Annotated in this window: 9 protein-coding genes; all 9 read right to left on the bottom strand. The window is 43.2% G+C overall.

All coding sequences use genetic code 11. The features are described from left to right. Window positions 1–206 precede the first annotated feature (206 nt). Entirely contained in the window at window positions 207–2,321 is a 2,115-nt protein-coding gene (locus tag L1611_RS15275; RefSeq protein ID WP_236314727.1) for a HelD family protein, read from the bottom strand. Window positions 2,322–2,759: 438 nt separating this feature from the next. Beyond that, window positions 2,760–3,704 (bottom strand): ArsA family ATPase, encoded by a 945-nt coding sequence (locus tag L1611_RS15270; protein ID WP_236314576.1) that lies wholly within the window; start codon window positions 3,702–3,704, stop codon window positions 2,760–2,762. 18 nt (window positions 3,705–3,722) lie between these two features. Next, entirely contained in the window at window positions 3,723–3,989 is a 267-nt protein-coding gene (locus L1611_RS15265) for a cory-CC-star protein (protein WP_221568885.1), read from the bottom strand. A gap of 15 nt (window positions 3,990–4,004) precedes the next feature. Further along, window positions 4,005–4,307: a hypothetical protein gene (locus tag L1611_RS15260; RefSeq protein ID WP_236314575.1), complete on the bottom strand. Its 303-nt coding sequence runs from the start codon at window positions 4,305–4,307 to the stop codon at window positions 4,005–4,007. Window positions 4,308–4,521: 214 nt separating this feature from the next. Next, window positions 4,522–6,264 carry a carbon starvation CstA family protein gene (locus L1611_RS15255; RefSeq protein WP_236314574.1) on the bottom strand — a complete coding sequence of 581 codons (1,743 nt, stop codon included), beginning with the start codon at window positions 6,262–6,264 and terminating at the stop codon, window positions 4,522–4,524. A gap of 325 nt (window positions 6,265–6,589) precedes the next feature. Beyond that, window positions 6,590–7,681 (bottom strand): hypothetical protein, encoded by a 1,092-nt coding sequence (locus tag L1611_RS15250; RefSeq protein ID WP_236314573.1) that lies wholly within the window; start codon window positions 7,679–7,681, stop codon window positions 6,590–6,592. A gap of 43 nt (window positions 7,682–7,724) precedes the next feature. Next, entirely contained in the window at window positions 7,725–8,570 is an 846-nt protein-coding gene (locus tag L1611_RS15245; RefSeq protein ID WP_236314572.1) for a hypothetical protein, read from the bottom strand. Between the two features lie 844 nt (window positions 8,571–9,414). Continuing rightward, on the bottom strand, window positions 9,415–11,133 hold the full coding sequence (locus L1611_RS15240; RefSeq protein WP_236314571.1) for a S8 family serine peptidase: 1,719 nt from the start codon (window positions 11,131–11,133) through the stop codon (window positions 9,415–9,417). A 228-nt stretch (window positions 11,134–11,361) separates the two neighbouring features. Further along, window positions 11,362–12,699 carry a S8 family serine peptidase gene (locus L1611_RS15235; protein WP_236314570.1) on the bottom strand — a complete coding sequence of 446 codons (1,338 nt, stop codon included), beginning with the start codon at window positions 12,697–12,699 and terminating at the stop codon, window positions 11,362–11,364. Window positions 12,700–13,066: the final 367 nt, after the last annotated feature.

Genomic DNA, 13,066 nt, shown 5'->3' with positions numbered 1-13,066 from the left:
GATAAGAGTTTAATAGTCATAATCTATAAAAGGAAAAGGGCTGACTTTAAAAAGTGTCATCCCTTTTTTCTGTTTTGTACCAGGCACCATTCCAAACCCCTTGGTATCACTGGGATGCTGATCGGTGCCAGGTACACTTTCACACCCCTTGGTATTATTGACTTTTTAAATGGTGCCTGGTACCGACGATGGAATCACTGGGGGTTCTAAAGGTTCAGCTTTGTGCGGACCAGCGGTGTCAATTCATCTTCGTACAGGACCCATAATTGGTGCAGGGCTCTTGTACATCCCACATATAGGAGCTTTGCATCCGAATCGTTGAGTTGATAATGATCAGGGTCTGCATCCAAAACTACCGCGGCATCAAATTCCAAGCCTTTTGTCATATATACAGGTATCACCGAAATTCCGCCTTGGTAATTCGTCTGGTCCGCAGTTATCAATGAAACCCCGATTCCATGCTCCGTCAACCTTTCATGGACTTCCTTACAATCCTTTGCCGTCCTTCCTATCAATGCAATACTGTTTGCATCCGACTTCTGGATTTGTTCTATAATCGATATGAGCTTCCCAGTCCGATCAGTCCTGCCTATCTGGATTTCCCTGACCGGTTCGCCGCTTCGGAATACGGGTTTTGCCAATCCCACGGTATGTCGCATGTTTTGCAGGATCCGGTTCGCATACTCGATGATCTCCAGGGTAGAACGATAACTTCGTTTCATCTGTACGTATTTGGACTTTCCCTCTCCAAACACCCCAATGAATTCTTTCCACTTTTCAATCCCTTTGTAGGAGTGGATTCCTTGGGAGATATCACCGAGTATCGTAAACGAATCCTCGGTTACATATAAGCTCAGCACATTTATATGAAATGGTGAAAAATCCTGCGCTTCATCTATGACTACATGTTGATAAGTACCCTGCTTATCCATTCCGAAAAGCCTTTGATGAATCCAGATAAGTGCAGGTAAATCTTCTGAGGTTACTTCCTTTTTGTTCATCCGCTTTCTTGTATCGTCTATGACTCCCCGAGGTAAATATCCTTGGATCGGTAATGCAAAACTTTGCAGCCTCGTTTTCTTATATAATTCCTTATAAAAGGTGAAAGCATTGTGATCCGGCCATTCTTTCATATAAGCCTTCAATTGTCTATCAGCGGTTTTCTTCCGTTCTTTCCGTTCATGGGGAAGCATCTCGCCTACTTGGTTTTGCGCCCATGTCTTCAAACGATTCATTATCCGTTTTCGGCGAACTGAAATCGGGAAGTGTCGCTGTTCATCGTTCCACTTTTTTACGGTAGAAGAAGGTAAAACGGCCCCTTCCCAAAGCTTCAAATCCGTTTCCGGTACCATTGTTTTTTCAAACTGGTCCAACGCGTCCTCTAAAACTTTTTTATAAGCCAATGAGCCTTTCAATCTTCCAGCTTCCCGAATATGTTGATTAATTCCCAGCCCTTTTGAAAAAATGCTTTCCAGTTCACCTGCACGATCTGAAACAGTGATCCCCTCTTCCAGGATCCCTTGTGCCCATTCATCGAACGTAGTTTGTTGAATCCCGCCTACTCCAAGTTCCGGAAGGACATTTGAGATATAGTCTAAAAACATTCTGTTCGGGGCGAAAATGATCATTTGCGTGGCACTGAGATGATCCCTGTAATGGTATAGCAAATACGCAAGGCGATGAAGGGCAACCGTCGTTTTCCCGGATCCTGCAACCCCTTGGATGATCAGCGGCTGGTTTTTGTCAGCACGAATGATATGGTTCTGTTCAGCTTGAATGGTCGAGACGATGTCACGTAATCGATTGTCTTTCTTATCTCCTAACCGGTAAAGCAAAAATTCATCCGTTCCCCTCGTTTCAGTGCTGCCTTTTACATATGCATCTACAACACGCTGGAGTTTCTGATTACGGATGACTACATTCCGTTTCAAATGGATATCACCATCAACTCTTCCTTCTGGAGCTATATAATAAATGTCCTCTTCCCCACCACTATATGAATAAAAGAGACTGGCAACTGGTGCGCGCCAATCGATGACCATAAGGTCGTTTGTCGATTCCTCCGTTACGCCGACCTTCCCAATGTAGACCTCCTCAGGTCCAGGCTTTCCCTTTGCATGAAAGTCGAGTCTTCCGAAAAATGGCTCCTCTTTTGCTATCCGCAGACTTTTCCGGGCTTGCTCACGACGATCATCGAGAGCCTGCTCGGTAATATCTTCACCAAAATACCTCGGTATCTTTTCCAGCTTTATGATCTGACTTTTGACCTCTGCAGCGATTTGTTCGAGTTGCTGCTTCTCAACATCAAAGGCACTTTGAATCTGTTTCTTCACGTTCAGTTACCTCCTTATAGTTATTCGTCTGAAAAGTCAGACGGAAAAATAATTCTACCAGAGTTTGGAACTGGCAACAAGTATATTTTAAGAATTAAGATGCTATTTATCCCATCGTTGGTTTTTGCGAAATTCCCTCCCTTTCCACTGGCAAAAGAAAAGCGGAAGCGACCGCACAGTCACGTAGGTCATTGGAATACGGACGGGGAGGCTCGAACCAAACAAAGTTCGGTTCTACGTGGGTAAACACTTCGACCTAAATCAATGTGTCGACCGCCGCAGGAAGTTTGAAGTGATCCAAGTGGTTGGGCGGTGGAGCTAGACATTGCTTCACCGCAACCCAAATTTTCATACTCTCTTATCCTGTAAAACGAAAAAAGAATATCTGGACCTTGAGGGATCCGGACATTCTTTTTCAAGTACTTTCTATTGAAGCAGTTCTTCCTTCATTGCACTGCTGATTTGATCAAGAGCTTCTAATGACGAGACATCGCCATCCAATAAGGGGATATAAATCTTCTCCTGTTGACCGAACTTCTTATCGATCAATTTGATATATTCTTTCTCCTGTTGTTTTCGTTTTTGAAGAAAAGAACTGTCTTCCACGTCAGGTAAAAGCTTATTGATCACAATCGTATTTACGAGAAGATCATGCTTTCTTAACGTGTTCACGGCCTTTTCCGTTTCGAGGATCGGCAGCCGCTCTGCATTCAGAACAAACACGTATTCAGTCAACTCTTGATCCAACAACACTTTACGGACTTCCGCAAACCGCTCTTTTCTTTTGTCAAGGATATCATAGATGGGATCCTCGACTGGTTCCCCGTCACCCATCCAGGCCGAATAGTCTTTATTCAGATTCTCGCGGCGTTTCAGCATTCCATCGATCCACGCCCCCATCAGTTCCGGCAGTGTCAACAGTCTGATCGTATGGCCGGTCGGAGCTGTATCGAAAACGATCGTATCGAAATTTTCTTTTTCATCAAGAATAATGGATACCAGCCGATCGAACATCGCAGCCTCATCTGCCCCTGGGGAGCTCCCAGCTAGATCGATCTGCCGATGGACCTCCTCGACCATTTTCGCTTTCACTAGCCCCTTCAGGTTGTCTTTGACACCATCGAGATAGCGTTTTGTCTCTTCGTTAGGATTGATTTCAATCCCAAAAAGGTTCTTCGTCAGACGCTGTGGCTTTCCAGACAACTTCATATGGAAAATGTCCCCGACGTTATGGGCCGGATCGGTCGACACAAGCAACGTCTTCTGACCATTTCTGGCAGAGGTCAAAGCAAATGCAGAGGCAGATGTCGATTTTCCTACACCGCCCTTCCCGCCAAAGAATACGATCTGTTTATTAACTATCTTTTTCACTTGACTCACAACCTCTCATCAACAACAACGAATCCCTTCCAACGGCGACTTTTCCATCCCCATCCGCAAATGCCAATCATGGAATTTTTCAAGGATCGATGGATATAGTTCCAACGTATAATAAGATACCGGATTCGGGATGCCTAGTAATTCGGAAAAGCATAAAAGCAAGAACAGATCATCCTCATCACGAAGCTCCCGCTTGATCTCCGTTTTATGGTTATGGCTCAAGATCTCGTCATATAATTCAATCAGTCTTTTAAAAGACCACTTCGCTTCTGTCATCGCTCAACACCCCCGCTAGTTCATTTCCTGTTGTATCAACGTTAAAATCTCTTCATTCGTACGGGTTCTATCATTCAGCCATCTTCCATTCAAAAATACTGCTCCCCGGCGCGCTCTCCAAAAGAGATTTTTCACAACTTCAAGCAATCCTATTTTACCATGCTGGACTTGTCCAAGCATATATGCGGCAATTGAAATCAAATTTCTTGGATCTGCATAGATAAGATCCATTTGGTCTCCGTATTCCTTCACAATCTGCTGATATAAAATACCGATATCTTCCATCGCTTTCCTATCATCTGCAAATTGATCATTCATACTGATGAACCCGTCACCAGATACACCACCGCATCAGCCGCCGCCGACTTCTGGAAAGACGCGGATAATCAGGATTTGACCTTTCATGTTGATCACCCTCTGAATTATGTTGTGAAAATCAGTATGCCAACATTCTAGATGCTGGCTTAACTCAGCTTATAAAATATAGAAATCAAAAAGGGAGCAGTTTCCCACCCCCTTTACCATCCTTTTATCAAGCAATTCTATCCATGTCTGAAGGGTCTTGTTTTTGGCTCAGGACCTTGAAAGCTTCTGCAACAATCCAAAGCGCAAATCCGAGGATCAAAGCTCCAAAGACAAACAGCAAAATGTTCGTATCGGCGGTTCCAGCCCCAGACCAATCAAATATGACCTGTTTCCCCATCGCCCAGACAGTCATGAATAAAACGAACACCATCGGAATGAACGTCGGCATGAAGTTCCGTCCTTGTTTCTTCAACCAAATCGACACAAGCAGCAAAGTGATCCCTGCCAATAGCTGGTTGGATGTACCGAATAAAGGCCATAGCAAGTATCCGCCTGATCCGAACCCGTTCGGTCCCTCCGGCAGAAGCACCAGCATTGCACTAGTACCGACTGCAATTGACGTCGCCACGTGAGCCTTGGTTAGTGCTGGGATTTTATATTCTGTACCAAGCTCTGAAATGATATAGCGCATCAAACGTACAGAAGTATCAAGTGAAGTTGCTGCGAAACTAATTACGATTACAGCAACGATCGTCGAAGCGATGTAAGCAGGAATACCAACACCCGATGCAAGGACTCCGGCTCCGCCGATGAAGTTTCCAAGTCCCCCCGCACTTGCAGCTGCAAAGCTGTTATATGCTGCAGAAAAATCAGCACCAGTCGCAAAGAATGTCGTCACAGCGATGATTGCAAGTAAGGCAAGCATTCCTTCCCCGACCGCGCCAAGATAACCGACAAATTTAGCATCCGTTTCTTTATCAAGTTGTTTAGAAGAAGTTCCAGAAGCGACGAGTCCATGGAATCCAGAAATCGCTCCGCAGGCAATTGTGATAAAGAGAAGCGGCCACATGGATAAATCCGCACCTGAATTCACTGCTGGTGCAGTAATGGTAGGGTTAGTGAAAAGGACCCCTAGATAAAGAATCACCAGACCAAGGACAAGTTGATGTGAGTTGATATAATCCCTTGGCTGCAATAGCTTCCAAACAGGTAAAGTTGAAGCGAAATATACATAGACCATCAACACGATAATCCAGACGAAAAACGCCATTGAGACGCCGTTCAACCCGAACATCACCGTAGTTTCTTCTCCACCGAACCATTTAACAAGATCGATTTGGAGGAATTCAAATCTAGATGCAAGAACAGCAGCACCATACATGAATGCAAGTGCGACTACGGATGGAAGCAGCATGCTCCGGCTTTTTTTATAAACTGCGTATCCGATCCAAATCGCTAACGGGATCTGGATAAAGATCGATAGTACTGAAGCAGGGAAGTTAACGAACAGGTTGGCGATTACCCAAGCAAACACTGCGTTAACCATTAATACAAGAATCAAGATAATAAATAAGAACAAGATTTTCGCGCGATGACCGATCAATTTATTGGCAATTGTGCCAACAGATTGGCCTTTGTTACGTACAGATAAAACGAGTGCTCCGAAATCATGGACACCAGCAGCGAATACGGTACCTAAAAGGACCCATATAACCGCCGGAAGCCATCCCCAATAAACTGCGATTGCTGGTCCGACGATCGGCGCCGCTCCAGCAACAGAGCTGTAATGATGCCCCCACAATACGAATCGATTCGTAGGAACAAAGTCGACCCCATCCTTATACTTGTGTGCTGGCGTCGTAAAACTGGAATCAATTTTATATATCTTTTCAGCTACGAATTTTGCATAATACCGATAACCTAGTAAAAAGATACTAATTCCAATTACCGCCAAAAGTAAACTACTCATAACCTAACCCTCCCTTGTCTCATTACTCTAATGGTAGGCAAAGTTGTAACCGGTGTCAACATAATTAGAGAAAATTCAGAATGTTGGTATTTGTAGGAGAACTGCGCCAGGACTTTTTCTGGCATTTTTTGCTGTTTTTACTCCTTTTTTACTATTTTTTGATCTTTCAGCATCTTCAACTATAAGAAAATTCGCAAATCAGTTCTTTTTTTGTCATCTTCAGGTCATCGATCAATGTTAAATTATGTCGTTGTACCTTATTATTGAAATTGTGCCGTTAAAAAAGACCGGGAATAAGTCCCGGTCTCCCAAATTGTGGTAATTCCTACGGCAGTCTAATTGTCTTTGTTTCTGTTTCAGTAGTAGCTTCTGTTTCAAGATCTGCTTCTACATCAGTATCTTCATCCATTTCTTCGTCAGTTTCTTCAGTTGTTTCTTCAGTTGTATCTTCAGTTGTTTCTTCTTCAGATTCAGTAGTCGTGTCTTCTGTTGTCGATGCAAGAACAGCAGAATTTTCTGCAGCATGTTCTTTTGCAGTTTCGCTGGCGTTTACATGTCCTTGTGCATTTGCTTTGTTTTCTGCAGAAACTGCAGCTTCGTCGTCAGTAGTTTCTTCTTCAACATCAACTTCTAGGTCTTCTTCAGCATCTTCTTCAACATCAGCTTCTACGTCCGTTTCAACATCTTCTTCTTTCATTTCTGTATCTGTTTCGACTTCATTATCAACGTCTGAATCTTCGTCAGCTTCAGTATCTTCGTCTGCGACTTCATCTTCTTCCGTTTTAGCTTCTACATCCGTTTCCACAGTTATTTCTTCTTCTGATTTTCCGTCTTCTTCTGTTTCTGGTTCAACAGAAAGATTGACTGCAGCGTGAGCTGGTGCATTTTCTTTTGCATTGTCACTTGCATGATAAGCACTAGACTTCATCTTATTTTCTATAGAAGGGTTTGTCTTCTCTTCTTTTGGTTCTTCATCTTCTTCTACTTCTACATCTTCTTCCACTTCTACATCTTCTTCCACTTCAGTTTCAGTAGATTCTTCAGAAGTTGCTTCTTCAGTTGTTACATCTGTTTCGGTCGTTTCTTCTACTGCTGCTTCTTCTTTAGGTTCTGCATCCGTTTCTGCATCTGTTTCGGAACCTGCTTGTACAGCAGATTGTGGGGCTGCTTTTTCTTTTGCTTGATCACTTGCATGGACGTGTCCTTGAGATTTAGCTTTGTTCTTAGCTGATTGGTTGTTCTTAGCTTTTGATTTTGTTTCAACTTTTACTTCATCATCTTGGGCTTGAACTTTGACCTCAGCCTTTTTACCATTGCCAGCTGCTTCAACAGAATCAACACCTACAAAAGCACAAAAAGAAAGTGCTCCTGCAAACACCAAAGACTTGACTACCATTTTACCGTTTACTCGTACCATTTAGAAATCTCTCCTTCTTCTCATTCATTATTTTTTACATTCATTACGCACTATGAGGTAGAAGGTTTGATTTCGGCGGTGGTGAAGGCGGTGCATTGATCCACTGATTGTGTTCCCTGCGATGTTCAACTAAGAAACCACGATCGAGTGTGACCAATGGACCGATCCCTGTAAAAGATAAAACATACAAAAGAGAGCCATTTCCAGATGTTTTGGAAGATCCATCATTGTGTTTATTTGGTTTAGATAGCTGATTTCCTGTTTGTGAAGGAATCACAAATGGGGCATCAGCCGGATTTTCATCATAAGGTAATGGCTGCTGATTGTTTCTGGATGCTTGTGTATTGTCAGTTGTTTTTGGTTTTGTGTGTTCAATTGGATCCATTTTTGAATCGTTTTTCTGATCCAGCTTCTTTTTTGCTGTTTTTTGTTCCTCTGTCTCCATTTGAGGTTCAAACGAAGAAGATTCATCTTTTAAAGGGGTTTCGTTTTTACCACGGTCACTATGTACTGAGGTTCCGGTTTTTTCAGTGTCCTGGTCAGGTTTATTCGTTTCCTTTCTTAATTCGGAAACACCTTTCCCATTCACTGCTTTGCCTTTTGCATCAATATTTGCATGCGCCGGATTTCCTTTGTCTTCAGATTTATCAGCTTTTGCTTGGACAGGCAGCTCACGATTTGATTTTTGATCGGAGCTTCCATTTTGTTGATCTCTTTTGCTGTTTATTGCAGCGTTTTCATTTTGCTGTTCTTCAGCTTGACTATTTGCTTCCTCTGGAGGTTCAGGTAATTCATGTAATTTGCCTTTACCGTTTGCAAGTACTTCCGATGGAACCAACAGACATGCTCCCGCAATAAGCCCTTTTACAATCAGGGTTTGGATTCGCACGTACTTCACCCCCTTTCAAGTCTCAATATTTATAATCTTCTATTGATTTTAGCAAATTATGTCGGGTACTGGCGGCAAAGCGAGACAAATAGCCAAATAGGCCTATGAATTCCCTGAATCTGTATGATAAGAAAAGCGTAAACGCCCTGATCAGCCACGAAGGTCACCTGGAAGTCCGCCGAGAAGGCTCGCACCAAACAAAGTTCGGTTCTGCGTGGGTAAACCTTCAACCTAAATGAATGTGTCGACCCCTATAGAAGGACTAAAGTTATCCAAATGGTTGGGCGTTGGAGCTAGACATCAAGAAAAGCGCAAAGCTCTGTTCAGCCACGTAGGTCACTGGTAGTCCGACGAGGAGGCTCTAAAGATCGGTTTTTTCGCGTTGCTAAGTGCTCCATAATGGTCTTATGAGTACCTTAAGGTCGGTTTTTCCCGTTGTAAGTGCTCCATAAAAGTCTTATGAGTACCTTAAGATCGGTTTTTCCCGTTGTAAGTGCTCCATAATGGTCTTATGAATACCTTAAGAGCGGTTTTTCGCGTTGTAAGTGCTCCATAAAGGTCTTATGAATACCTTAAGATCGGTTTTTTGTATTGTAAGTGCTCCATAAAGGTCTTATGAACCAAACAAAGTTCGCTTCTCCGTGAGCAAACACTTCGAACTAAATCAAGCGCAGCCTTTGGTGAAGACTGAGCCTATTTACTTAAATTGTAGGTCGCTTTGGGGTCTTGCCTGGCTCGCTTTTCCCGCAGGATGTGGCTCGAATTTCGCTTTTAGCATTTTTTCAATATTAATTTTTACAAAGCCTATAAGAAAAAAAGGCTGAACAAGTCAGCCATTTCCTTCCTATTTGTTATTCAGAATCTTTTCGATCGTATAGGTGCCATTATATTGTTCAATTGTATTCAGCCATCCGATGACATCAACCGTATAAGTTCCCTCGGTAACCTCAGGAATGGTGGTTTCCTCTGTCGTAGTAACTGCATTTCCTGAGGAACCAGCAAGCTCTCCAGCTGGATCACGGACTTCCAAATCAAGATCATTAGTTGGAGATGTCCAATCGATCCGTACTTTCAGGCTGACTGCTTCTTTATCAAGGGAAATATCATAGTAGTCATGCGAGGCAGCCCCAGCTTCTGATGCACCTGTCCCAAGGGTTCCCTCCCATGTTTCTTCAACAAAGTAAGTTTCATAGGTTTTGCCTGTTTTCTTATCTCTATATTTACCGATATTCGGGTTGGTTTTTTCGGCTGATTTTACAGCTTCGTATGCATTCACATATCCCGAACCTACTTCATGATATTGATACCCTTCCATCGGTTCAGCTGTTCTTTGTAAAATATCCAATACAATATCGGGATGTAAACCAGGTTGCGCTTCTCTCATCAAGGCGACAATCCCTGAGATATGAGGGGTTGCCATACTCGTACCACTAGCTGTCGTATAATATGGAAGATGTTGAGGCTCGATATAATTCACATCTTTTACAGAACCTAATGAATTCATGACCAAACCTGTGGATGATTTCGCTGCGACGATATCTACCCCTGGGGCAGTGATGTCCGGGTGCAGGAATTCATCACCTGTTACACCGCGTGAAGAAAAGTCAGCCAGTTGCTTATCCTTTGTTCCAGCAGCAACCGATATGACCCATGGTGCAGCTGAATAAGGGTTCAAAGTGTCATCATCCGGTCCTTCGTTTCCAGCCGCAAAGGTAACGATCATCCCCGCATCATGTGCCTTTTTACTTGCGACATTCACCGGATTGTTAGGGGAATACTCACCAGTCGTCCCCCAGCTGTTACTGATGACATCGATACTGTACTTTTCTTGGTTTTCCAGGACATAATCAAAGGCTTCCAATGACCATAGGATATTGATTCCTTCTCCAGTCCCAAGCCCTACCAATTTGGCATCTGGGGCAATCCCTTTATATAATCCATCACTCGATGTCCCAGATCCTGCAATAGTACCCGCCACATGCGTCCCGTGACCGGAAGACGTATCTGTATTTGCCACATCCTCTAAATAAAGGGCTTCATCTGTGAATAGATTACCTAAAAGAAATTTGACATTTTGGACTACCTTATCACCAAGAGGAAGATCTGGATGAGTCGCATCGATACCGCTGTCTATTACAGCTACTGTCGTTCCTTCGCCAGTATAGCCAAGGTCGTTCCAGACTCGTTCTGCACCGACAAGTTCACGGCTGTCACGAAGTAAATATTCTAAATCCTTATTATAGTAGACAGAAAGTGCATCCAGGTCTGATTCCAACAGTTTCTGTACTTCAGAATTCGTCCCTTTTACAGCGATCATCGGGAGATTTTTATACGTTTTCGCCTGCAGGCCAAGGGCTTTAACGCTTTCTACCTGCGTATCCGTCGGCATGTTCTCGAAAGAGATGACGGCTTCAACAATGGTTGATTCACTTGTTGACGTCAATACCTCCTGGAGCGTTGCATCCACTTCAACTGTGTTAGCACGAACCTGATCCGCAGCCCCCGGTAATGAATACGCTAGAACAAGGACCAAAGTAAGAATCCATAAGCTGACTTTTTTCATATCATTCCTCCTGATTATTTAATATTTTCATAGTTTCATATTTTCATTTTCTGAGAAATTACAAATAGTTGCAATTCACCGTATGTCTTAAATCAGACTGTTCTTATGGTTTATTTATGCTGTAGTCAATTCGTTATATAGGAGGAATGAACTTAGTAAATTAGTCATGGTTACCGTATAAAAAAGAGAGGCAACTTTATAAAGCCCCTCTCCTTTTACAGGTATTGTTTATTTTTCAACAGCTTTTACAGCTTCATAAGCATTTACATAACCTGCTCCTACTTCATGAAGCTCGTATCCGGCCATTGGATCAGCTGTATTGATGAGTGCATCAAATACGCCATTTGGTGTCAAACCAGCATCTGCTTCCAACATCAACGCTGCTACTCCAGATATATGAGGAGTTGCCATGCTTGTCCCGCTTGCAGTCGTGTAATACGGAAGGTGAGCCAAATCGATGTAAGTGGCATCGGTTGTTGTTCCAAGAACGTTCATGACTAATCCGGTTGATGATTTTGCTGCTACAATATCAACACCTGGTGCTGTGATGTCAGGGTGTACGAGTTCATCCCCAGGTATTCCTCTTGAAGAAAAGTCTGCTAGATCTTTGTCCTTCGTTCCAGCAGCTACCGAAATCACCCAAGGGGCTGCAGAGTATGGATTCAACGTATCATTATCCGGACCTTCATTTCCAGCTGCAAAAGCGACTATCATTCCTGCATCGTATGCTCTCTTGCTCGCTACATTGATCGGATCATCCGGAGAATAATCTCCTGTCGTTCCCCAACTGTTACTGATGATGTCGATACCGTATTCCTCCTGGTTTTCCAATACGTAATCAAAGGCTTCAAGTGCCCAAAGCACACTGATCGTTTCGCCTGTTCCAAGACCCACAAGCTTTGCACCTGGTGCTACACCCTTGTAAAGCCCATCACTGGCAGTACCAAGTCCGGCAATGGTTCCTGCAACGTGAGTACCATGACCGGAAGATGTATCCGTATTCGCTACATTCTCTAAGTACAATGATTCTGAACCGTCTGAGAACAAGCTATCCCCAACTAGAAATTTTACATTTTGGACTACTTTATCACCGAGAGGAAGATCTGGATGTGTCGCATCTATGCCACTATCAATGACAGCAACTGTTGTGCCTTCTCCAGTGTACCCAAGATCGTTCCATACACTTTCAGCACCGATCAATTGGCGGCTGTCACGAAGTTTATATTCTAACTTTTTATTATAAAAGATCGACACGGCATCAATTGCTGATGAAAGCAATGATTCTACTTCCAATTTCGTTCCTTGAATCGCAACCATCGGCAGATTCTTATACGTTTTCGTTAGTAATCCGAAGCCTTGAAGTTCCTCGACTTGTGTCTCTGTCGGCATTGAGTCATACGTGACAACAGCTTCCACGATGAATTGATCACCAGCTGTACTGATCACGTTGGAAAGAGCCTTATCGATTTCAACGGATGACGCTTGTGCTTGATGATTGGATTGGGCCGCAAAAAATAAACCGATGACCAAGGCTGTACTTAAAATAATCGAACTGATTCTCTTCATTCATTTAGCCTCCCCGAAAAATAATGATCTGACTTTTCTTACAAATCCAATTTTCGAGGTTTTTCATATTGAAGACAATCAAGCAATAGAAGGAAATGTTATTTAGGTCCAATTCACATAATCATAGTACTAAAGTTTTAACCCACACCCTAATATCACTAGCCTGTACCGGGTACATTTTGAGAGGTCAACAGCCACAAGGGTTTGGAAATGGTGCCAGGCACCGTTTGGGAAGTCAACTGGGGCAAGGGTTTTACTTCGGTGCCTGGCACCACAGAAAATTTCAGAGGACATCATACCCCTATTCGGCAAAAAGACAGCCGATCTCGAATGTTTTTCGACAAAAAAGAGCTCTTATTGAGCCAAT

The sequence above is a fragment of the Pseudalkalibacillus salsuginis genome (genome assembly GCF_021646685.1).
Taxonomy (GTDB): Bacteria; Bacillota; Bacilli; order Bacillales; family Fictibacillaceae; genus Pseudalkalibacillus; species Pseudalkalibacillus salsuginis.
The sequence above is the reverse complement of the archived record's forward strand: the minus strand, read 5'-3'. Positions and strand labels throughout refer to the sequence as shown.